Annotated in this window: 17 protein-coding genes; 5 read left to right on the plus strand and 12 right to left on the minus strand. The window is 66.0% G+C overall.

Annotation, left to right across the window (positions count from 1 at the left end; all coding sequences use genetic code 11):
- Positions 1–17: 17 nt before the first annotated feature.
- The gene (locus NIBR502771_RS07660; RefSeq protein WP_141159216.1) at positions 18–986 is read right to left on the minus strand and encodes an SRPBCC family protein; all 969 of its coding nucleotides are present in this window, start codon (positions 984–986) and stop codon (positions 18–20) included.
- A gap of 176 nt (positions 987–1,162) precedes the next feature.
- The gene (locus tag NIBR502771_RS07665) at positions 1,163–3,805 is read right to left on the minus strand and encodes a Tat pathway signal sequence domain protein (protein WP_141159217.1); all 2,643 of its coding nucleotides are present in this window, start codon (positions 3,803–3,805) and stop codon (positions 1,163–1,165) included.
- 309 nt (positions 3,806–4,114) lie between these two features.
- Between NIBR502771_RS07665 and NIBR502771_RS07670 the strand changes: the two genes are divergently transcribed.
- On the plus strand, positions 4,115–4,726 hold the full coding sequence (locus tag NIBR502771_RS07670; protein WP_141159218.1) for an NADPH-dependent FMN reductase: 612 nt from the start codon (positions 4,115–4,117) through the stop codon (positions 4,724–4,726).
- Between the two features lie 102 nt (positions 4,727–4,828).
- Here NIBR502771_RS07670 and NIBR502771_RS07675 read toward each other — a convergent pair whose 3' ends face one another.
- Positions 4,829–5,305, minus strand: a complete 477-nt coding sequence (locus NIBR502771_RS07675) for a sensor histidine kinase (RefSeq protein WP_141159219.1) — start codon at positions 5,303–5,305, stop codon at positions 4,829–4,831.
- A gap of 260 nt (positions 5,306–5,565) precedes the next feature.
- Here NIBR502771_RS07675 and NIBR502771_RS07680 point away from each other — a divergent pair, with 260 nt between their 5' ends.
- From NIBR502771_RS07680 to NIBR502771_RS07690, 3 genes are all read left to right on the plus strand, one after another.
- Positions 5,566–6,297, plus strand: coding sequence for a FadR/GntR family transcriptional regulator (locus NIBR502771_RS07680; protein WP_141159220.1), 732 nt, complete (start codon positions 5,566–5,568; stop codon positions 6,295–6,297).
- Between the two features lie 120 nt (positions 6,298–6,417).
- On the plus strand, positions 6,418–7,185 hold the full coding sequence (locus NIBR502771_RS07685; RefSeq protein WP_141159221.1) for a glucosamine-6-phosphate deaminase: 768 nt from the start codon (positions 6,418–6,420) through the stop codon (positions 7,183–7,185).
- Positions 7,186–7,415: 230 nt separating this feature from the next.
- Positions 7,416–7,940 (plus strand): YbhB/YbcL family Raf kinase inhibitor-like protein, encoded by a 525-nt coding sequence (locus tag NIBR502771_RS07690; RefSeq protein ID WP_141159222.1) that lies wholly within the window; start codon positions 7,416–7,418, stop codon positions 7,938–7,940.
- Positions 7,941–7,966: 26 nt separating this feature from the next.
- On the opposite strand, the gene NIBR502771_RS07695 is transcribed toward NIBR502771_RS07690, so the two are convergent.
- The 8 genes from NIBR502771_RS07695 to NIBR502771_RS07730 all read right to left on the minus strand — a co-directional run bounded on the left by NIBR502771_RS07695 (position 7,967) and on the right by NIBR502771_RS07730 (position 17,405).
- Entirely contained in the window at positions 7,967–9,178 is a 1,212-nt protein-coding gene (locus NIBR502771_RS07695; protein WP_141159223.1) for an N-acetylglucosamine-6-phosphate deacetylase, read from the minus strand.
- A complete protein-coding gene (locus tag NIBR502771_RS07700) occupies positions 9,175–9,858 on the minus strand; it encodes an N-acetylmannosamine-6-phosphate 2-epimerase (protein WP_141159224.1) in 684 nt (227 codons plus the stop codon). Before NIBR502771_RS07700 ends, NIBR502771_RS07695 begins: the two co-directional genes overlap by 4 nt.
- Positions 9,859–9,909: 51 nt before the next feature.
- Entirely contained in the window at positions 9,910–10,857 is a 948-nt protein-coding gene (locus tag NIBR502771_RS07705; protein ID WP_141159225.1) for an ROK family protein, read from the minus strand.
- Positions 10,858–10,865: 8 nt separating this feature from the next.
- The gene (locus NIBR502771_RS07710; protein WP_141159226.1) at positions 10,866–11,795 is read right to left on the minus strand and encodes a dihydrodipicolinate synthase family protein; all 930 of its coding nucleotides are present in this window, start codon (positions 11,793–11,795) and stop codon (positions 10,866–10,868) included.
- Between the two features lie 46 nt (positions 11,796–11,841).
- Positions 11,842–12,648 carry an ATP-binding cassette domain-containing protein gene (locus tag NIBR502771_RS07715; RefSeq protein WP_141159227.1) on the minus strand — a complete coding sequence of 269 codons (807 nt, stop codon included), beginning with the start codon at positions 12,646–12,648 and terminating at the stop codon, positions 11,842–11,844.
- The gene (locus NIBR502771_RS07720; RefSeq protein WP_141159228.1) at positions 12,645–14,783 is read right to left on the minus strand and encodes a dipeptide/oligopeptide/nickel ABC transporter permease/ATP-binding protein; all 2,139 of its coding nucleotides are present in this window, start codon (positions 14,781–14,783) and stop codon (positions 12,645–12,647) included. The genes NIBR502771_RS07715 and NIBR502771_RS07720 overlap by 4 nt, the downstream gene beginning before the upstream one ends.
- A 3-nt stretch (positions 14,784–14,786) precedes the next feature.
- Positions 14,787–15,692, minus strand: coding sequence for an ABC transporter permease (locus tag NIBR502771_RS07725; RefSeq protein ID WP_210411393.1), 906 nt, complete (start codon positions 15,690–15,692; stop codon positions 14,787–14,789).
- Between the two features lie 72 nt (positions 15,693–15,764).
- A complete protein-coding gene (locus NIBR502771_RS07730; protein WP_141159230.1) occupies positions 15,765–17,405 on the minus strand; it encodes an ABC transporter substrate-binding protein in 1,641 nt (546 codons plus the stop codon).
- A gap of 148 nt (positions 17,406–17,553) precedes the next feature.
- Between NIBR502771_RS07730 and NIBR502771_RS07735 the strand changes: the two genes are divergently transcribed.
- On the plus strand, positions 17,554–18,459 hold the full coding sequence (locus NIBR502771_RS07735) for a DUF4862 family protein (RefSeq protein WP_141159231.1): 906 nt from the start codon (positions 17,554–17,556) through the stop codon (positions 18,457–18,459).
- 163 nt (positions 18,460–18,622) lie between these two features.
- On the opposite strand, the gene NIBR502771_RS07740 is transcribed toward NIBR502771_RS07735, so the two are convergent.
- Positions 18,623–21,589, minus strand: coding sequence for a Tn3 family transposase (locus NIBR502771_RS07740; protein ID WP_141159232.1), 2,967 nt, complete (start codon positions 21,587–21,589; stop codon positions 18,623–18,625).
- Positions 21,590–21,651: the final 62 nt, after the last annotated feature.

Genomic DNA, 21,651 nt, shown 5'->3' on the forward strand with positions numbered 1-21,651 from the left:
TCTTGGGTGGGGCCGGGTCAGTGGCCGCCGAGGTTGCCACCCACAGGCGGGAGGCCCCCGTCGGCGTTGCGGTCGTCCCCGCGCCTTTCGCCGGCGCTCAGGTTCTCGCCGGCAGCCGTCTCGTCGGACTCGCCAGTGGTGTCCACCAGGCCATTGGTCTGGTCAAAGGCGTGCCCGATCCTGTCATCACCCAGATCGGCGACGGAACCGGAGGAGCCGGCCCCCGACGTCGTGCCTGCCGTTGTGGTGTCCGTTGTCCCCGTGCCCGGGTAGGCGCTGCCGGTGGTGGCGCCGGTGGTGAGCGGCTCTGCGGGAACCACCGGTTCTGCCGGGACCGCGGGCGTGGTCTGCGTGACCGTGACGTCGCGCGTTTCGGCGTCGTCCTTGTTGCTGCCGGCAGCCATCGCCGCTGCTGCGCCTGCTGCCGCTGCGATGCCTACGCCGGCCGCAACCTTGCCCGAGATTCCGGCCTTGCCGGAATCGCCGCGGGAAGCGCCTGCGTGTTCAACACCGGGCGTGCCCACAGTGGTTCCGGCGTTGACGGAACCGCGCCACGCGCCGCTGGCATAGCCTTCGTCTTCGATGAATGCCTTGAACTTCTGCAGGTCGGATTCGGCCTGGCGGTCAACGACGTTCAGTTTGTCGCCCACCTTCTCGACGATGCCTTCGGGCTCGTATTCGAGGGTCAGCCGGAGCGAGGTCTGGCCGCCTCCGACATCCTCGAAGTCCACGGCACCGGCGTTCGTTGCGCCTTCGGTGGCGGCCCAGGCCACACGCCGATCCGGGATCTGCTCCAGGATTTTGGCTTCCCATTGCCTGCGGACGCCGCCGATCTCGGCCACCCATTCCAGCCGGTCGTCACTGAGCTGGGTCACGCTCTTGACGCCGCCCATGAAGTGCGGGAATTCCTCGAACTGGGTCCACTGGTTATAAGCGGTGCTCACCGGTACGTTCACCAGAATGCGTTTTTCCACCTTCGTGCTCATAACGTCTCCTTCGCTTTGCTACCGGAAACCAATGACTCGGGAAGAATCATCAGCATGCTTAGTAACATACCTTTTGATCGCGGATGTTTCCAGAGTCCAACGTGGGCGTGAGGGGAAACGGACGACGACGGCACCCGCCAGGTGCCGCCGTCGAGGTTTTGTGCAACGCATGAGTGTCAGTCCAGGTGCCGGCCCGCCAGCGCCAGGTTCTGGATGACGGCGAGACCGAACTGCGCCGCGTCATTAGTCGAGACCGTGGGCGCTTCATCAACCGGCAGCAGGACGAAGGGCGGCTCCATTTTCCGCAGCGAGAACGCCGCCCCGTGGTTCAGGTGCTCGCCGCCCCCGGCAAAGTGTTCCCACGCCTGGGCCGCCAGCCCGGCATCCTGCAGCCGTGCGGCAGCGTAGGCGGTAAGGCGGCTGTGCGCCTGGGTGAGGTAGATGCCCTCCAGCGCCTGGCCCACGGCCTCCACCTGCTCATCCTTGCTGGCAAGGAACAGCCGGCAGTACTGCAGCCAGGAGCGTTCAAACTCCGGATCATCCACCAGGTCCACCAGCTCACTGCAGATCTCCACCAGCCCGAACACCGCGCTGAGGTGTGACACCGAAATTTGCTCCCGTGTTGTATCGAACCTGCCCCTGTCCAGGTCGTACAGCGCTTCGCCGGTGAGGAACCCGTACTTGAGCGCGCCGATGTCCGCCATGGTGCCCAGGAGCCGGTCCCGTGAGCGCGGGTTGCCGGTGCGTTCCCAGTCCGTGAGCCAGGTTGCAGCAAGCGAGCCCCAGTCAGTCCCGAGGCCCACGCCCAACGCGCCCCTGTTGGGCCGGTAGGTTGCGGCGTCGGGGCGGACTTTCCGGACCGGGTCCAGGCCCAGGAAGTTCTGGTCGCTGTCCACCAGTTCAGACAGCAGGTCGCCGGTGCGCTCGTCAGCCGTCAGGTAGTAGTAGAAGCGGCGGTAGGCGGGCGTGCTGATGCGCAGCTGCTTGGCGCTGCAGCCCCAGTGCTGCACGTTGTGCCGGGAACCCAAGCCTTTCCACGGGCCCAGGTGGTAGACGTCCACCTCGCCGGTGTGCCGGGTCATGGCCTCGGCGAAGCGGAAGATGTCCGCCCGGCCGGAGCGCAGGTAGGAGTACCAGAGCCAGAGGTCCGGCGAGAGCTCGGAGTTGTCCCAGGCGTAGCCGCCCACGTCGTACCGCCACACGTGCCGGTCAAGGTCGTAGGTGTGCATGACGTCGCCGAAGTTCCAGAACCCGTACCAGCGGCGCTGCTCCACCTGCCCGGCGTAGAAACCGAACAGGAAGTCCAGGCGGTCCTCGAGGCGGGCGCGGGCCGGGGTGCTCCGGTCCACCGGGGACCAGTCGCCGAAGATTCCGGCAGAATGCAGGTATTCCGGGGTGGCCTGCAGCAGGGCGGGGGTGGAGGCGGCTGCCGCGTCCGCGGCCAGGCTCTCCGTTGACGGCGTGGCCTCGTAGGCGAACAGCGTCAACTCATGGGTGCGGGCGATGCCGGTGGGATTTCCGAAGCCCGGCTCGTAGTCCTCGTAGGTGATTTCGAGGCCCTCGAGTTGCTCCCCAAACGTCTCCTGGCCCATGCCGTCGTGGTAGAACCGCAGGTCCATGGGCTGGGCCTCTGGGGAGAACAGCCAAGCCGTCAGGGAGGCTTCGCTGCCGGCCGCTCCCCGGATGTCCAGCTGGCCCGGGTGGGATTGCCAGAAGTCCTTGATCCCTACTCCCAGCCCGCCGCGGGTATCGCTGAGCGAGCAGAATCCGGCGGCGCAGGTGCCGCCGGAAATTCCCACCCAGCCATGGCCGGCTGCCGTGCGCTTGCGGAGCTCAAAGCCGTCGGCGCTGAGTTGGCTGAGCGTGTAGTCGCCCCAGGCGGGGATCAGGTGCAGCCGGCGGGAAACCTCAGGGTTCCACGTCTCCGCCGGGGGAGTGGTGCGTCCGGCAACCTGGGCGCCGCGTACGTCAGCGCCCGGGTCCCGGCGGAGCCCGGTCAGGCCGCGGACCGCCTCGGTGAGGAACCCGCCGTCGGCTCCCGCGATGCGGATGTGCCGGTTGTGCAGTTCGGCCTCCAGCGGCACGGTGAAGCGCACCCCAAGTCCGGCCAGGAAGTCCCGCCCGGCGTCGCCGTCCCAGATAAAGGAATGCACCATGCGCACGCTGCGGGCGTTGGCGTAGAAGTAGAAGCGCACCACGAAGGGCAGCCAGCTGCGCCCTTTGCCTCCGGCGCCGTCCTGGCGGTGCCGCCCTTCCAGCCGCACCGCGGCGCGCACGGGTCCGCTTTGTTCAAGGACGACGGCGGTGACCTCGCCGGTGAAGGCGTCGCGGCTGGCAGTCCCGGCACCTTCGGGCACGCCGTCCTGCAGGAGGCTGACCAGCCGGGCGTCCCGGGCAACAGGTTCACCATGGCGGGAGAGGCTGCGGAACAGGGACGGGCCGACGCGGTCGATCACCATCTGCAGTGCACCCGTGTCTACGGTGAGGGCGTCGGCACTTTCGGTGACGGTAACTGAGCTGCCGTCCGACGGTGGCTGGCCGGCCGCGCTGGCTGTGCCGGCGTCGGCCGTCACGTGGTAGGTGTCCGACGGCGATCCCGTCGCGGGAAGAGCGACGCCGGCCCACTTCAGCGATCCGTCAGGCCAGGTGGCCAGTGGCCACGCCTGGCTGGGCACGGGGGTGCCCGCAGCATCCGTCACCGCCAGCGCCTCTGTTCCCTGGACCGAGCCGCGGGGGAACGGCATGCCCCACGTGGTCCCGCCGCTGATTTCCGTGGGGGCTTGCCCGTCAATCCACCTGATAAGGACGTTGTCCGTCATGTCATCCAATTCCGTTGCGCATGCGCTGAAAACGCTTTCTGATACGTTTCAAATTAGTAGGTGCGATTTATCCCCGCAAGGGGCGGTCCACGGTTCGGGTGTCGCGGACGGGGGTGGTTTGGCTTGTCGGGGCATCCCCATCGCCGTTGAGCCTCAAGGACAACGTGCGCCCTCTGGCCGGGGCGTCCTGTATGTGCTGGACTGATGAAGCAGTGAACACCAGCCGCCGTTCCCGTCCGGTGCGGGGCCGGCACATTTCCAGCCACACTCAGCCAGCCGGCGTGGACCGGCTGTTGGAAAGGATCACTCATGGCGACATACAAGATCGGATATTTCGTGGGCAGCCTGGCGAGCGGCTCCATCAACCGGACCCTGGCAAAGGCCTTGATCAAACTGGCCCCCGAAGAACTCGAATTCACCGAGATCCCCATCAAAGACCTCCCGCTGTACAGCTACGACTACGATGCCGATTTCCCGCCCGAAGGCCGCGCCCTCAAGGAAGCCATCGAGGCTGCCGACGGCATCCTGTTCGTGTCTCCCGAATACAACCGGTCCATCCCCGGCGCGCTCAAGAACGCCATTGACTGGGGCTCGCGTCCTTGGGGGACCAACTCATTTGCCCGCAAGCCCACGGGCATCATCGGCGCCTCTCCCGGCAGCATCGGCACCGCTGTGATGCAGTCGTCCATGCGCAGCGTCCTGAGCTTCCTTGATGCGCCCCAGTTGAATTCCCCGGAGGCCTACATCAGCTACAAGCCTGATGTCTTTGGCGCCGACGGCGAGGTCAAGGATGAAGCGACCGCGAAGTTCCTGGGCCACTTCATGGACGAATATGCGGCATTCGTGGCAAGGGTCCTCGCTGCCAACGCGCCGGGCCATATTGGCGACCTGGAGCCGGACGCGGAAAAACTCTCCCGCTAGGTTCCTCTCCCTGGACATACGGAGGCCCGCCGTCCCAGCAACGGCGGGCCTCCGGGTCTATGGGCAGGCCGTCCCTCGCGCCTGCGGTTTGGAACCTTCGGGTCAGTCCAGCGGCAGCGTGACCGTCACGCTGGTGCCCCTCCCGGGTGAGGCGCTGATGTCTATGGCGCCACCGGCCTCCTGCACAGCCACGGCCATCAGCCGCAGGCCATAACCGTGGTGCCGCCCGCACGTGGCGAGGCTGCTGTCGAAGCCTGTGCCGTCGTCGGCCACCACCAGCCTGATGCCATGGTCAACGGCCGCCAGCTGAATGGTCAGCGTGTGCGCCGCGGAGTACTTGAAGGCGTTGCTGAGGGCTTCCCGGGCGGACTGGTACAGGAGGGATGCGGAGCCTGCCGGGATCTCAATGCCCCAGTGCGGAGTATCCCAGTGGACCACGGTTCCGCGCTGCCGCAGGGGTGCCGTCAGCCGGTCAATGCAGCCGGCGAGCCCCAGCGTGTGGAAGTCGAGGGGCTGCTGGTCGGTCAGCACGCCTCCCACGGTTGTGACGTCGGTGTCCAGTGCTGCTCTGCTTGCCATGACTTCCTGCTCCCCACAAGCTGGTTGGTCTCTTGGCTCCAGCGTGGACCTGCAACGTCTAGGGATGGCAAGGTTTGCCTCAAGATCGCATCAATTCTGCGCGGTGGGGGCGCCGGTGTCCGAAGGATGAAGCAGCGCGCCCAGGGACTGCGACCCAACCTTTGAAGATTCATTACCAACTACCGGATGAAGGACGTCCCATGTCCTGTACACTGAACCCAGACGAGAGGCCGCCGCCGGGCGCGGTCGAAGGAGATGACGTGACAGTAGCATCAGCAGCGGTTCCCCCCGCAAGATTCAGCGCGCAAATCCGCTCCCACGCCCTCCAGAACAGAATCATGGAGCTCATTCTTGAGCGCGGGCTGGACGTCGGGGACGCCCTCCCTACAGAGAGCGAGCTGTCCGGCGAACTCGGCGTGGGACGAAACACCGTCCGGGAGTCCCTCAAAGTCCTTCAGGCCCTTGGTGTCATCGAAATCCGCCATGGCTTTGGCATGTTCGTTGCCCCGAACAACTTCAGCGCCCTGGTGTCGGGACTGACATTCCGCGGCCGGCTGTCCCTTCGGCACAAGGGCGAAGAAGCCATGGAGCTGATCGATGTACGCCAGGCGCTCGAGTCCGGTCTGATCGGCTCCGCCATCGATTTGCTGACGGAAGAGCACCTGTCCGATCTCCGGCGGACGATGGAGGCCATGCAGGAGGCTGCCGCGAAGGGTGAGCCCTTGGCTGAGCATGATGCGGAATTCCACCGCAAGCTCTACGCGCCGCTGAACAACGAACTCCTCATTAACCTCATGGACGTGTTTTGGCAGGTATACCGGCAGATCCATGAAGCCCTGGGCCATGGGCCGGTCAACCTTGATGAGCAGGTCCGTATCCATTGGGATATCTACGAATCCGTTGCCAGCAGGGACAAAGCCCTCGCTGCCGAGCGGCTCCAGCGACACTTTGACGGTATCCGCCAAAAGCTCAAGGACGTGGCATCCGCCTAACGGCCACGTGAGGTGGCGTTTCGGCCACCACCAGTATGTCCATGAAGGGCTGGCCCGTCCCGGCCCGGCCCGGCCGCTGCATGCCCTGCTGCAGTCCAACCCCCAGAAAGAGGCCCCGCCTTGGAAATCTTCGTCGTCCCTGATGCAGCCGCCATTGGTGCTGTCGCTGCCGGGATCATTGCCGCTGTCGTCCGCAGCAAGCCGGACGCGGTCCTCGGTGTTGCCACAGGAGGCTCCCCACTGCCTGTCTACGCAGCCCTCGCCGGCCACCGGCTCGATTTGTCGCGCGTGAGGGCCTTTGCCCTTGACGAATACGTGGGGCTGCCGGCCGGGCATCCGGAAAGCTACGGCGAGGTTGTCCGTCGTGAGGTCACCGAACGCCTGGGCCTGGACCCCGGGCACGTGCGGGTGCCTGCCGGCGGTGCGGAGGACCCTGAGCGGGCAGCTGTCGAGTACGACACTTCAATCCGTGCCGCCGGCGGCATCGACCTGCAGTTGCTGGGCATTGGCCACAACGGACATATCGCCTTCAACGAGCCGGGGTCAGCGCTCGACTCCCGTACCCGTGTCGAGACGTTGGCCGCCCGTACCCGGGAGGCCAACGCCCGCTACTTTGGTTCCCTGTCGGAGGTCCCTGAGCGGTGCATCACCCAGGGCCTGGGGACCATCATGGAAGCCAGGCACCTTCTCCTGGTGGTCCACGGGCAGGACAAGGCAGCGATCCTGGCCGCGGCACTAAGTGGTCCTGTATCCGCTGAGTGCCCGGCGTCAGTCCTGCAGCGCCATCCGCATGTCACCGTGGTGGCAGACGAATCAGCAGCCTCGCAGCTTGCGCCCGAAAAGGCCGGTGTTACAGTGCGCTTGGCTGGCCCCGCCATCAGCCTCTGACGTTCTGCCTGCGCTGTTTACGCTGTTCTGGGCCCCTGGTGTGCCGGGACATCCAGGTGGAGGTACCGGACCCGGCCACACAGCCGGCATGCGTTCTGGGCTGAACCGGTTTCCACTTGATTATTTCGGCTTATCCACCGAAACCGGCGCTAGAGTGTGCACCAGTAAACCTGTTTCCATCGTGTTTGCCGGTAATTCGAATCCCGTTGTCTAGGAAAGGTACCAAAGAGATGTCGCACGATCCGTACGCCGCCCTTCCCCAGCTTCCCGAGTTCTCCTTGACCAGCACCGACATCCAGGACGGGCAGCCGTTTCCCGTTGCCCAGGCTAGCGGGAAGATGGGAATCGACGGCGGAGAAGACAGGTCTCCACAACTGTCCTGGGAGGGCTTCCCGCCGGAGACAAAGAGTTTTGCCGTGACGGTTCTGGACCCGGATGCTCCCACTGGCAGTGGGTTTTGGCATTGGGCAGCCTTCAACCTGCCTGCGTCCACCACATCGCTTCCTTCGGGTGCCGCCGAGGACGGCCTGCCCAAGCCAGCGGTGCAACTGGCGAACGATGCCGGTTTCCGGGGATTTGTCGGCGCGGCTCCGCCTGCGGGGCACGGTCCCCACCACTACCACGTCGTGGTCCACGCAGTGGATGTGGACGAACTCGACATCCCTGCCGATGCAAGCCCCGCCTACCTGGGCTTCCAGCTTTTCAGCCATGCGATAGGACGGGCCCGGCTTACCGCCACATTCGAGGTGCCGTAAAACGCCGCATCAGTTTCCTCGAAGACTCACTGTGGCGCCAGGACTTTTCCGTGACGAACAACCAGCGCGGGATTGAAGCCGGCATCGACCACTACGACGTCGGCGCGCAGCCCGGTACGGAGACTGCCCACTTCATCTGAAAGTCCCAGGATCCGGGCAGGCACGGCGGTAGCGGACAGAACAGCCCCTGCCGCGTCCACGCCTGCGGCGATGGTCCGGCGTACTACGTCCAGCAGGGTTGCGGTTCCGCCGGCCAGGGAGCCGTTGCCGCGCAGCCGCGCCTCGCCGCCGGTGACCCGGACGGCTGCAGGTCCGAGGTCGTAGTCGCCGTCCGGCAGCCCGGTGGCGGCCATGGAATCGGTCACCAGGACCACGTTGCGAGCGCCCACCAGGGCGAACACCATGCCGACAGTCTCCGGGTCCAGGTGCACCGCATCCGCCACCAACTCCACCGCCACGCTGCCGGCTGCGGCAAGGCGGAGGCACGCCGCCACCGGGCCGGGGCTCCGGTGGTGCAGCGGAGGCATGCCGTTGAACAGATGCGTGACCGTGGGCCGCGCGCCTGTGCCGCCGCCTGCAGCCATCAGCCCGGCGGCCAGGGTGAGCGAGTCAGCCGTCGTTCGCGCATCTGCGTCCGTGTGCCCCAGCGACGGAACAACGCCGTGCGCCACGAGGGCCTGCACAAGGTCGGCTGCCCCAGCCAGTTCCGGCGCGTACGTCATGGTGCGCAAGTGCCCGCCGGCCGCCCCGACCAGTTCATCAAGCAATCCGAGGTTGGGCTCAAGCAGGAAGCGTGGGTCCTGGGCCCCACAACGGGCGTGCGACAGGAAAGGGCCTTCGGCGTGGATCCCGGCGACGATGCCCTCCTCGGCGAGGACGCGCAGCGTTGCCGCGCCCCGCAACAGGTCCTCCCGGGAGGCCGTGACCAGGCTTGCCAGCAGCGTGGTGGTGCCGCTCCGGTGGAGGAATTCTGCGGCAGCACGGGCGGCATCGAGTTCACCGCCGGGGAAGTCCCCGCCGGCCGCTCCGTGGCAGTGCAGATCGATCAGTCCCGGGAGGATCATGTTCCCGGAAGGCAGCGCACGTTCAGGCAACGATGGCAGCGACGCAGTGGCAAGTCCGGTCCGCGGACCCGCATAAGCGATCCGTCCGTTTACGATCGCGACGGCGGCGTCCGGCACGGTGGTGCCATCCGTCAGGAGCGTTCCGGTGAGCAGCAGCCCGTCAGGAGCCGTCATGCCAGCGCGTCCACAAACCAGCCGGCAATGGTGGCGGGGTGGGTGATCGCCGTTCCCACCACCACGGCGAAAGCGCCGGCGTCCAAAGCCAGCCGGGCCTGGGCGGGGGAATGGATGCGGCCCTCGGCAATCAGGGGGACACCAAAGCCGGCCGAGGCGATCTCCTCCAGCAGGTCCAGGTCCGGGCCGGAGGTTTTGGGCCGCTCACCGGTGTACCCGGCCAGCGTCGTGCCCACCAGGTTGGCCCCGGCCTCGACGGCGGCAGCTGCGTCCTGGAACGAGCCGCAGTCGGCCATGACAAGGGCGTGGGACTCTGCATGGATGCCGGCTACCGTCTGCGCCAGGGTAAGGCCGTCCGGCCGGTCCCGGCGGGTTCCATCGATTGCCACTACATGGGCCCCGGAGTTGGCCACCGCCAGGGCGTGCCGGAGCGTTGGGGTGATGAACACGCCGTCGTGCCCGTCCTTCCAGAGCCCGATGAGCGGCACCTCGACGGCGGAGCGGGTGTGTTGCACATCGGCGAGGCCTTGCACCCGGACTGCCGCTGCGCCGCCAACCACTGCTGAAGCGGCCACCTGCGCTGTGGTCCGGGGATCACGCATCGGCTCACCCGGATACGCCTGGCAGGACACGATGAGCCGTCCGCGCAGGGATTCGAGGGCTTCGGGGGTCAGGAGCATAACGGGTTCCTCTGGAAGTGTGGCGGTTGGGCGGGTACGTGTGAGGACGTTTCAGGCGGGCGGAAGGAGGACCAGCCGTGCCGCGCCCACCAGAGCGGCCGCGTTGCCGAGTGTAGCCGGAAGGACGGGGAGCCCGGCCAGGGCAGGCAGGAGTTCGGCGCGGAGGGCCCGTTCCATCGGCCGCCACCACGGGGCGCCGGCGTCGGAAAGTCCGCCCGTGACAACTACCACCTCGGGGTCCAGGATGTTGGCCAGGCCGCCCATGGCCTGCCCGGCAGCTCCGGCGCCGATTCCTACGGCCCGGATGGCGGCGGCATCGCTTCGGCCGGCGAGGGCAAAGACGGCACGGGCGTCCGTGACAGGCTCCGTGCCGCCCAGCCGCAGGTACGCCTCGCGGATGGCGGGTCCCGAGGCAACAGCCTCGACGTGCCCGGCTCCGCCGCAGACGCAGGGGATGGCGGTGCCCTCGTGGAACGCGTAGGGCGACGCGAAATGACCCACGTGTCCTCCCGCATGGCGGTGCCCCAGCAGCGGGCGTCCGCCGAGCACGAAACTGCCGCCCACGCCCGTGCCGAAGGCTACCAGGAGTGAGCTTGCGGTTCCCGCTGCGGCTCCAACCCACGCCTCGCCAAGTGCGTGGGCGTGGACATCGTTCACCGCCCGGACGGACGACGCCGGCAGGCCCAGCCGTGTGGCCAGGCCCGCGGTGAGTGCCGTCCCGGCCCAGCCGCGGATGGCATCGGTGGCGGACACCACCACGCCGCGCCCGGCATCGATGACCCCGGCGGAACCGACGCCTACGCGCTCAACGGCGATCCCGTCGTCGGCCGCCTTCTTGATCAGTCCGGCGGCAAGTTTGGCCGTGGCGTCGAGAATGGCCTCCCCGCCGTCGCGGCTCAGTGTGGGAACCGTGTCCGAAAACAGCACCTCCCCGTCGGCCGAAACCACGCCGGCAGCGGTCTTGGTACCCCCAAGGTCAACACCAACTGCATACATCATCGGGATGCCTAGACGAGGCCGTTGCGTTCGAGGATGACCTTGATCGCGGTGGTCTCTTCTTCGTTCAACGCCTGCATGGGTGCGCTCATGGTGTTGGTTTCAATGACGCCCATGATCTGCAGGGCGGTCTTGAAGGCGCCCAACCCGGCTGCTCCGCCGGAAACACGTCCGTTGGGGGTGTAGACGATCTCGAAGAGGTCCGCCAGGCGGTCCTGTTCGGCCGCGGCCTTTGCCCAATCCCCGGCTTCGGCCGCATCCACCAGCTTGCGGTAGCCTGCTGGGTCGACGTTGCCCAGGCCGGGAACTACGCCCTGGGCGCCGCCCAGGAGCGCACCGTCCACCACTACCTCGTGGCCGGTGAAGATGTCGAAGTTGTCGATGTCCCGGGCTGCGAGCAGGAGCTGGCGGAAGGCAACGTCGTCACCGGAAGAGTCTTTGACGCCCGCGATGACGCCCTCGCGGCCCAGCCGAACCAGAAGATCGGTGGGCAGCTTGAAGTGGGTGCGGACCGGCACGTCGTAGGCGAAAACCGGAACGTCGACGGCAGCGTGGATGCTGCGGAAGTGGGTCTCGGTCTCATCGGCGTTGCCAATTGCGTAGTACATGGAGGTGGCCACGATGGCGTCGGCCCCGAGGTCGATCACGCGCTTGGCCTCGTCGATGACCCGGTTGGTGGTCTGCTCGTTGGCGCCCACGATCAGCGGAACTGCCTTGGCGCCGGCTGCGGCGTTGGCTTCGGCGATGGTGCTGACAACCAGGTCGCGCTCGGCGTTGGTCATGTAGGGCACCTCGGCGGAGGAACCGAGGACGAACAGCCCTGACACGCCGCCGTCGAGCAGGTGGTTGGTGAGGTTGTGCAGGGACGCGGTGTCGATGCTGCCGTCTGCGTGGCGGGGGGTGACGACGGGCGGGATGACGCCGGAGAACTGGGAAGACACGGGAAAACTCCGATAACTGGGTTGGTAGAAGAGAAGGATGGGTGGTCTAGGTGTGCAGCAGGCTGGGGGCTGCGCCGAGGAGCTTGCGGGTGTAGTCGTTGGTGGGGTTGTCGAACACTTGGGCTGCGGGTCCTTCCTCCACGATTTCGCCGAAGTACATGACGCAGATCCGGTCGGAAACGTAGCGGACGGTCTGGATGTCGTGGGAGATAAACACCATCCCCAGGTCCAGCTGGGTCTTCAGGTCGGAGAGGAGGTTCAGGACTTGCGCGCGGACGGAGACGTCCAGGGCCGATGTCGGCTCGTCCGCGACGATAATGTCCGGATCCAGTGCCAGGGCCCTGGCGATCGCCACGCGCTGCCGCTGCCCACCGGACACCTGCGACGGCGTCACTTCCGCCGCTGAGGCGGGCAGGCCTACCAGCGCGAGGAGTTCCCGGACCTTGGCAGCCCGGCTGGCGGCGTTGCCGATGCCGTGCACCTGCAGCGGATCGGTGAGGATGTCCTGGATGGTCATTCGCGGGTTCAGCGCGGTGGCCGGGTCCTGGAACACCACGGACACGGAGCGGCCGAACTCCTTCCGCATGGCGGCGTTCCGCTTGATGGCGGGCTTGCCGTGGAACAGGACCTGCCCTGACGTGGGGGCCTGGAGGCCCACCAGTACCGACGCGAGGGTGGACTTGCCGCAGCCGGATTCACCCACGATGCCCACGGTTTCCCCACGGCTGATGGTGAAATCCACACCGTTGACGGCCTTGACGGTCCCGGGACGGAACAGCCCGCCTGTGCGGGTGCGATGGTGGACTTTGACGTCCCTGAGTTCGATGACCGGCGAACCGGTGGATGCGCTCACTTGGCGTCCTCCTTCAGGTGGCTGGCCCAGAAGTGGTCCGAGTCGCCGCCGTTTGCCGAAGCCACGGCGGTGAGGACCAGCTGCTGGTTGGGGTCGGCGTCGCTGCGCAGGGAGCGGGGCGCGAATCGGTCCCCGGGGGCGAAGTCCGTCGGCGACGGCACTGTGCCCGGGATCTGGTGCAGGCGGGCGGCGTCTGCCTCGATGGACAACACTGCGCCCAGCAGGCCACGGGTGTATTCGTGCTTCGGGTTCCGCAGCAGCTCGGAGGCCTGGGCGGATTCCACTACCTGGCCGGCGTACATGACCGTGATGCGGTGCGCCAGGGAGGCCACCAGTGCGAGGTCGTGGCTGACGAACACCATGGCGAATCCCAGCTGCTCGCGCAGTTCGTTGAGCAGGTCCACCACCTGCTTCTGGACGGTGACGTCCAGGGCAGTGGTGGGCTCATCCGCCACCACGATCTTGGGTGAACGGGACAAGGCCATGGCGATCAGCACGCGCTGCCGCTGCCCGCCGGACAACTCGTGGGGGTAGCTGGCCAGGGTGCGGACGGGATCGAGTTTCACCATTTCCAGCAGCTCGGCCGGGGTCTTCCGGCCGCCGCGGCGGGTCAGCTGCAGCATCTGGTCCTTGATCTTCATGGACGGGTTCAGCGAGCTGAGCGCGTCCTGGTAGACCATGGCGATCTGCTCGCCGCGCAGGCCCTGGTAGGCCTTGGCGTTGCTGTGGCTTGCGTCCGGGTCCAGCAGTTCCTTGCCGTCGAAACGGATGGAACCGGTGATCCGTGCCGTCTTCGGCAGCAGCCCCATGACGGCCAGCGACGTGATGGACTTCCCGCAACCGGATTCGCCCACCAGGCCCATGGTTTCGCCTTCGCGGACAGTGAAGGAGACGTTGTCCACGATGGCGGTCTCGCCAAACCGGCCGGGGAACCGGATGGAGAGGTTCTTGACCTCGAGGACGGTCCGGGCGTCCGCGGAGACCTGGGGGAGCCGGTCCGTGCGGGTGGCCTCGACGGCGGCGAGCAGTTCCAGCTCACGGTCCAGCAGGGCGTGCGGGTTGGCCGCCGCCACGCGGCGGTCGGTCAGCAGGGCGGAATGGGCCAGCTCGCGCTCGCCCGCATTCGCAGCTGTTGCCTCGCGGACGCCGTCGAGTTCGTGCTGTTCCACGACCGACGGCTGGGCGACTGAGGTAGCCACTTCCGTGTCCACCGCGGAGCCGGTGACGGCGGCGCCGGCCACCGAAGCGGCAGCACCGTCGTCGTCCTTCACCGCCGGAGCGCGCCGCAGCCGGGGGTTGACCATGGCGTCGGTGAGGCCCTCGGCGAGGATGTTCAGCGCCAGGACGGTGAGGAGGATGGTGAGGCCGGCGAAGGTGGTGGCCCACCAGCCGCCGGACAGCACAAGGTTGCGGCCATAGGAGATCACGTTGCCCCAGGACGGGGCGGGATCCTGGACGCCGGCGCCCAGGAAGGACAAAGAGGCCTCGAGGATGATGGCGTCCGCCACCATCACCGTGGCGAACACCAGGACGGGGGCCGCGGTGTTGCGCACGATGTGCTTGACCAGGATGTAGAACCGGCCGGCGCCGATGACCCGTTCGGCACGGACATAGTCCTCGCCGTACTGGGACAGCACGTTGGCGCGGACCACCCGGGCGAGCTGCGGGGTGTAGATGATGGCGATGGCAATGATGATGGTGGGCACCGAGTTGCCGAAGGCCGCCAGCAGCACCGCGGCCAGGGCGATGCCGGGGAAGGCCATCAGGATGTCCATCAGGCGCATGAGAAGTTCGTTGACGGCCTTGCTGGAGGTGGCCGCCAGTGACCCCAGGAGGGCGCCCGCCAGGACTGCCAGGCCTACGGCGCCGAGGCCGATCATGAGCGAGGACTGCGATCCGAAGAGCAGGCGGGAGAAGATGTCGCGGCCCAGCCGGTCGGTGCCAAAGAAGTGCTCGGCACCCGGGGGAGTGGCCGGCATAAAGGTTTCCAGCGGATCGTGCGGTGCCAGGACCGGGGCGAAGACGGCGGCGAGGGCGATCACCACCAGGAAGGCGAGGGCCAGCCGGGAGCCCCACGGCAGGGCCTTGAGGCGGAGGCCGGGGGCGCTCAGACGTTCAGCGAGTTTGCTGCGCATGGGTCACACGGTCCTGATTCGGGGGTTGATGAGCAGGTAGAGCAGGTCCACGGCGATATTCACCAGGACGAAGGTGACGGAGATGGTCAGGACCACGCCCTGCACCAGGTTTACGTCCAGGTTGGTGATGCCGTTGAGGATCAGCTGTCCCATGCCGGGCAAGGCAAAGATCATTTCAATCACGACGGCGCCGCCCAGCAGGTAGCCGATGCGCAGTCCCAGCACGGTCACCGGAGTGACCAGGGCGTTGCGGAGCACGTTCTTGGAGACGACCTCGCGGTACGGCACGCCGTTCCCGATGGCCGTGCGGACGTAGTCCCGGTCCAGCTCTTCCACCATGGAGGTGCGGACCACCCGGATGAGGGACGCCGAGACCGGGATGCCGAGTGCCAGGGCGGGCAGTGCCATGGAGTTCAGCCACCCGCCGAAGCCGGACTCCGGTGTGGCAATGCCGCCGGACGGGAACATCGCTGCCGGTCCCAGTGCGAACCACTGGATCAGCAGGATGCCCAGCCAGAACGACGGCGTTGCCACCGCGGCGATCGAGAAGACACGGACCAGCTGGTCCTGCCATTTATCCCGGTACAAGGCGCCGATGATGCCGAACACCAAGGAGACCACAACGGCGATGATGACGCCCAGGAAGGTCAGCTGCAGCGTCAAGGGGAACGCCGAGCCGATCATGCTCGCCACGGATTTGGCCGGGGGCGTGGTGACGCCCAGGTCAAACTGGAGGAGCTTGCCCAGGAACCGCACATACTGCAGCAGCAGCGGATCGTTAAGGCCGTTCGCCTGGCGGTACTGTTCCTTGGCTTCCTCGCTGGCACCCTCGCCCAGGGCGCTGCTTGCCTGGTCTCCGGGGGCTGCCTGCAGGACCAGGAACACCAGCAGGGTGATGCCCAGGACCATCAGCGGCAGGGCTGCGAGCCGTCGGCCCAGCAGTCGCAATATGGTGCTCAATGTAGTCTCCGGTGGGTAGGGCTAGGCGGTGCGGCCCACACCAACGAAGGACACTCCGGTGGTGGGAAGGGGCTTGAAGCCGCTCAGTTTCTTTGCATCCCAGGCGCTGGGAAGCTGGCGGTGGAACAGGGGATACAGCGGAACCTCTTCGGACACCAGGTCCACGATCTGGCCGGTCAGCTTCTTGGCGTCTTCCTTGGTGGCCTGGCCCGCCTTGGACATCAGGTCCACCAGCTGGGCGCGCTCCGGGGTTGCACCCCAGAAGGCGCGGTTCTTCATCCAGGTGTCGCCGGCGTAGAACCAGCTCAGCAGCAGGTCCGCGTCGTTGCCGAACACCGAGGGATCACCCGGTGCGGCAACAACTGTGTAGTCGCCCTTGGCCACGCGGTCCGTGTAAAGGGCGCCGGACTGCAGGTTCTTGAGGGTGACCTTGATGCCGGGGATCTTATTCCAGGATTCGAGCATCAGGGGTGCCACGTCCTTGACCCAGGCCGTGTCCGTGGTGAGCAGTTCGAACTCCAGGTTGGTGACGCCGGCTTCCTTGAGGAGGTCCGCTGCCTTCTGGGCGTCATAGCCGTACACATTCTTGGCCTTGACGTAATCCGGGTGGCCTTCCTGGAAGTAGGAGCTGGCCGGCTTGGCATTGCCAAACAGGGCTTTCTTGATGATGGAGTCCTTGTCCAGGCCGTAGTGCAGGGCCTGGCGGACCTTCTTGTTGTTGAAGGGCGCAGCGTTGCAGTTGAACATCATGAACAGCAGGCCGAAGGACTGCACCGATTCAACGGTGGCTGCGGACTTCAGGCCCTGCATGTCCAGGTAGGGGACGTCCTCAATGGCCTGGACGCGGCCTGACTGCATGGCGGTGACACGGGCGGCGGCATCGGAGAGCAGCAGCCAGGTCATGCCCTTAGCCAGTGCCGGCATGGGTCCGTTGTAGGCCTGGTTGGCCTCGAAGACGATCTTGTCGTCTTTGACTGCGGAGATCAGCTTGTAGGGTCCGGTGCCCACGGGCTTGGCGTCGAAGGACTTCAGCTGGTCCGAGCCCACCGGGAAGTTGGTCAGTGCCTTGGGTACCACCTTCACCACGGAGATGCGCGGACCGAAGCCTGGGAAGGCGTACTTAAGGGTGAACTCCACGGTCTTGGCGTCGAGTGCCTTGACCTCCTGGATGAACGGAATGAACTGCGAGAACAGCGACTTGTTGGCCGGGTCCATTACCCGGGTGAAGGAGAACACCACGTCCTCGGCGGTAACGGGGGAGCCGTTGTGGAACACCGCGCCGTCCCTGATGGCCACCTGGTAGGTAGTGGCATTTACCATCTTGGGATCGGAAGCGGCAAGGGCGTTGTAGGGCTCCCGTGTGGCTGGGTGCAGCTCGATCAGGCCCTCAAAGACGTGCAGGTTCGCGGCCATGGGGGTTGCGCCGGAGGAGGAGATGGGGTCGAAGCCGGTGGAGAGGGCGTAGGAGATGCCGGCCTCGATGGTGAGGTCCTTATTGATCGGCGCCGTGTTTTCAGCTGCCCCCGTGGTGGTCGCGGCGGGGCCGCCGCACGCGGCCAGGGAGCTGGCGAAGGCTGCGGCCAGGCCCATGGCCCCGCCGAGCTTCAGGAAGTTCCGGCGACTGGCGTCATTGACCAGCGGCAGGTTCTTGATGTTGTTCATGTGCCTCACCGTTCAGAAGGATGTTTATCGGATGTAGGATGTCCTAGCTCGTAAGAAAAACTGTAAGTCCCATCACAGGCAACGTCAAGTGGGCTTTTCTCCGCGGCCGTGGCCGTGGTTCCCGCATGGCAAAGCAATTGGAGGTTCCATGTCCCTGATCGTCGGTGCCTACGCTGCCCACCCTGACGAATTGCGGCAGCAGTTCTATCAAGCGCTCGCCGGAGTACCTTCCGTCCGCGGATTGGAACTTCCCTATGGGCCATACGGTGGAGTCCGGTGGCCCGCCGGCGCTCCGGGCAACTGGTCCGCTGTGGTTACCGCCATTCCCGGCACCATGCAGCGGCTCAAGGCGTCGCCAACGTTCGGACTTGCGTCCGGCGATGCCGCGGGCAGGACGGAAGCGCTGCACTTCGTCGCGGGGATCCACGCGTTGGTGCTCCAGTTGAAGAAGGAGGGCCGGGAGGTGGAGGCCGTCGAGCTGCACTCCGCCCCGTATCCCGGCGCTGACCCGTCAAGGTTCGCGGAGTCCCTGGAGCAGGTCCTCGAATGGGAGTGGGGAGCCACCAAGCTGCTGGTGGAGCACTGTGATGCGCCCCGGCCCGGAGGCACGCCCGAGAAGGGTTTCCTGCCGTTCGGCGAGGAAGTGGACGTGCTCCGCTCGCTCCGGGAACAGGCGGGTGGCCGGGTGGGACTCGTTATCAACTGGGCACGGTCGGTCATCGAAACCCGGGACCGGGACACCGCCGTGGAGCACATCGCGCACGCCCGCGAGGCAGGGGTTCTGGCGGGGCTGATTTTCTCCGGGTGTTCCCCGGAGGAGACGGAATTTGGTTATCCCTGGATGGATGCCCACCTCCCGCCTGTGGAAGTTGAAGGGGCGCCGTCCAGCTCCCTGCTGAACCGTGCGGAGATTAGCCGCTGCAACAAGGCCGCAGGGAACGTACCCATGCATGGGTTCAAGATCGGCCTGCCCCGCCAGGGGCTCTCCGTCGAGGAAAGGGTGGAGCGGCTCAGGCAGATGTGTGCGCTGGTTGAAGGGGATCTTCCGGGCTGACGCAGCCGGTGGTGATATCGAACCGGAACGTCCTGCGTCGCCGTACCGGCGAGGCAGCGCACATCCCTTCAACCGAAAACTCGAGTTCCAGGATGTCCCGCCCGGCATCCTCTGCCGTCACGGTGTATGAGGGGTGGCTTGTGAAAAAGTGAAATATCCGACGCTAAGGTTTTGCCGGTCGTCGTAGTGGCCTGTATTTGCCGGGTTTGATGTGGTTGGCGCGCGGCCAGGTGTAGTCGCCGGTGAGGTTGATGTGTTCCCAGCCCAGCGGTGAGAGGAACCGCAGGAGGTCCGGGTCGATGTCACCGCCGTCGCTGGTCAGGGTGGCGACGGTGCGGTCCAGGTAGACCGTGTTCCAGAGCACGATGGCTGCGGTGAGAAGGTTCAGCCCGCTGGCGCGGTAGCGCTGCTGCTCGAAGGAACGGTCGCGGATTTCGCCGAGCCGGTTGAAGAACACGGCCCGGGCGAGGGTGTTCCGGGCCTCGCCCTTATTTAGGCCGGCGGTGACTTTGCGGCGCAGGCCGGGGTCCTGGAGCCAGTCCAGCAGGAAGAGGCTCCGTTCCATTCTTCCCAGTTCCCGCAGGGCGAGGGCGAGCCCGTTCTGGCGGGGGTAGGCGCCGAGTTTGCGCATCATCAGGGACGCAGTCACGGTGCCGGTTTTGATGGACGCGGCCAGGCGGAGGATCTCGTCCCAGTGCAGGGCGATCGTTGTGGTGTTGATGCTCCCGCCGATCAGCGGAGCCAATGCCGACAGCCCGGGATCGTTGGTGGGTGTGTAGAGGCGAGTGTCGCCGATGTTGCGGATCCGTGGTGCGAACCGGTAGCCGAGCAGGTGCATGAGAGCGAAGAGATGGTCGGTGAATCCGGCCGTGTCCGTGTAGTGCTCCTGGATCGCCAGGTCGGACTCGTGATAGAGCAGCCCGTCCAGAACGTAGGTCGCGTCGCGGTCACCAATGTTGACGAGTTTGCTGTGGAAAGGCGAGTACTGGTCCGAGACGTGCGTGTAGATCAGCCGTCCGGGCTCGGTACCGTACTTGGGGTTCACATGCCCGGTGGACTCGGCTTTGCTGCCTGCACGGAAGCGTTGCCCGTCAGAAGACGAGGTCGTTCCGTCACCCCATTGTGCGGCGAAGGGGTGGCCGTGCTGGGTGTTCACCAGCTCCGCGAGGGCGGCGCTGTAGGTTTCGTCGCGGATGTATGAGGCCTGGTGGCGGTCCAGCTGTCCGTACGTGACACCGGTGCAGGACTCGGCCATTTTCGTCAGTCCCAGGTTGATTCCGTCAGCGAGGATCGCGGTGAGCAGCAGTTGCCTGTCCTTGGAAGGCTGGCCGGATTTGAGGCTGGTGAAGTGGCGGGTGAATCCGGTCCAGCTATCGACTTCCATCAGTAGGTCGGTGATCCGGATCCGCGGGAACATGGCGCTTGCCTGGTCGATCAGTGGCTGCGCATGTGTGGGGACGATCGTCACCAGAGGGGTGATTTTCACACCTTTCTCGGTGACTAGCACCCCGGGGAGTTCGTCGCGGGCGGCGAGGTCGTTGACTTCCTTCAGCCGCTTCTGAAGGAGGGCAAGCCTGCCCTCGAGGTACTGGGTGCTTCCGTCGGTCGTGATCAGCGGCAGCTTCCCGGAGTTCTTTATCCCGGTGTAGTCGTCGCTGGCAAGAAGGTAGTCATCGAAGTCGCGGAACTGGCGTGATCCGGTGACCCATATGTCCCCGGAACGCAGGGCATTCTTCAGTTCAGCGAGGGCGCAGAACTCGTAGAAGCCCCGGTGGAAGCCGTCGTCGGTGAAGACCAGCGGCTTCCACCGGGGCCGGATGAACGAGGTGGGTGCATCCTCCGGGATCCTCCGGGCGCCGGTGGTGTTCAGGGTGCGGATGACGTTGATCGCGGCCAGCAGGTCCTGTGCCGCGGGGGCTGCGTTGAGGTCAAGGACGGCAAGAAACGCCGGCGTATAGCGGCGCAGCGTGGTGAAGTGTGCGCTGACGAGGGCCAGGTGATCTTCGAAGGCCGGCCTGGTCAGTTCCTTGGCCTGGGCGATGCTTTCGGCCAGGGATTCCCAGCCGATGGCTGTTTCGATCGCGGCGAAGGGGTCTTCGCCGTTTTCCTTCGCCTCAAAGAGGGCATCACCGAGCCTTGAGTGCATGCGCATCATGGCTGTGACGGTGGAGCGGGACGCAAGCGTGGCCTGGTTTTGTTTGTTCTGCGCTGTCCGGATGAGCCGGCCAATGATCCTGTCGTGCAGATCGATGATTTCGTCGGTGACGGTTGCCATGCTTTCCACGGCCATGGCAAAGAGGGTCGCGTACCGGCGGGTAGGTTCAAACTTGGCCAGATCCGCCGCGGTCATCGCTGCCCCCTCCCGGGCAAGCTTCAGCAGCCTGTTCCGGTGAACCAGCCGGGCCGCCGCACACGGGAGATCAAGGGCACGCCAGGTGGTGAGCCGGTCGATGTGCTCGTTCATCGCCCGTGCGTTGGCGCGCAGCGGTGCCTGCCGCAGCCAGCCGATTTCAGTCGATGAACTCTCAGGGCGACGGAGAAGCAACCCGTCCAGTCGTTTGCAGTGGTCCGCGGACAACTGCTCACACAGGGTGGCGTAAATGTTCCGGTTCGCCTTGGTCAGGGCCTGAGCGCAGGCCCGTTCAATGACGCTGACGCCAGGCAGAGCGACCTTCCTTGCCCGCAGGAAGTCCCTCGCGCCTTCGACCAGGAGCAAACCCTTGTCTGTTTGCGCAGCCACGGCGCCCACGTGCTCCACGAGCTGGCGGAAGTCTGCAATTCCGAACGCTGACATGCCCAGGTACGCGCGGATCTCTCTCCCGTGCTCCTGCCGCGTTTCCTCACGGGTTCCATACTCGTCCCAGGCCTCGGATGAAACGGACAGGCGGGATGCCAGCCAGGAAACGACTTCAAGGGGCACTTGGGTGTCTTCGGCCAGCTGGATCCCCGGGTGACGCAGTAGAGCCAGTTGGACGCTGAAGCCCAGCTTGTTCGCGTCTCCGCGACGCTGGCGGATCAACGACATATCCGCCTCACTGAGCGTGTAGTGGGCTGCGATGTCCTCTGTTCCGGTGGGTATTGCCAGGATATGGCTACGCTCGGCAGCCGTGAGCAAAGAGCGCAGAGCCACTTCAGAAGCTCTTATCTGCTACGCCGCCGTGCCCGGCGGACATGCTGCCGTTCTGCTGTGAC

The organism is Pseudarthrobacter sp. NIBRBAC000502771, from assembly GCF_006517215.1.
Classification (GTDB): Bacteria; Actinomycetota; Actinomycetes; order Actinomycetales; family Micrococcaceae; genus Arthrobacter; species Arthrobacter niigatensis.

Coding starts and splice junctions, on each gene's coding strand:
- NIBR502771_RS07730 (WP_141159230.1), bottom strand. CDS start 17,405: ATGAACAACATCAAGAACCTGCCGCTGGTCAATGACGCCAGTCGCCGG.
- NIBR502771_RS07735 (WP_141159231.1), top strand. CDS start 17,554: ATGTCCCTGATCGTCGGTGCCTACGCTGCCCACCCTGACGAATTGCGG.
- NIBR502771_RS07660 (WP_141159216.1), bottom strand. CDS start 986: ATGAGCACGAAGGTGGAAAAACGCATTCTGGTGAACGTACCGGTGAGC.
- NIBR502771_RS07720 (WP_141159228.1), bottom strand. CDS start 14,783: ATGCGCAGCAAACTCGCTGAACGTCTGAGCGCCCCCGGCCTCCGCCTC.
- NIBR502771_RS07700 (WP_141159224.1), bottom strand. CDS start 9,858: ATGCTCCTGACCCCCGAAGCCCTCGAATCCCTGCGCGGACGGCTCATC.
- NIBR502771_RS07705 (WP_141159225.1), bottom strand. CDS start 10,857: ATGATGTATGCAGTTGGTGTTGACCTTGGGGGTACCAAGACCGCTGCC.
- NIBR502771_RS07695 (WP_141159223.1), bottom strand. CDS start 9,178: ATGACGGCTCCTGACGGGCTGCTGCTCACCGGAACGCTCCTGACGGAT.
- NIBR502771_RS07690 (WP_141159222.1), top strand. CDS start 7,416: ATGTCGCACGATCCGTACGCCGCCCTTCCCCAGCTTCCCGAGTTCTCC.
- NIBR502771_RS07670 (WP_141159218.1), top strand. CDS start 4,115: ATGGCGACATACAAGATCGGATATTTCGTGGGCAGCCTGGCGAGCGGC.
- NIBR502771_RS07675 (WP_141159219.1), bottom strand. CDS start 5,305: ATGGCAAGCAGAGCAGCACTGGACACCGACGTCACAACCGTGGGAGGC.
- NIBR502771_RS07665 (WP_141159217.1), bottom strand. CDS start 3,805: ATGACGGACAACGTCCTTATCAGGTGGATTGACGGGCAAGCCCCCACG.
- NIBR502771_RS07725 (WP_210411393.1), bottom strand. CDS start 15,692: ATGGTCCTGGGCATCACCCTGCTGGTGTTCCTGGTCCTGCAGGCAGCC.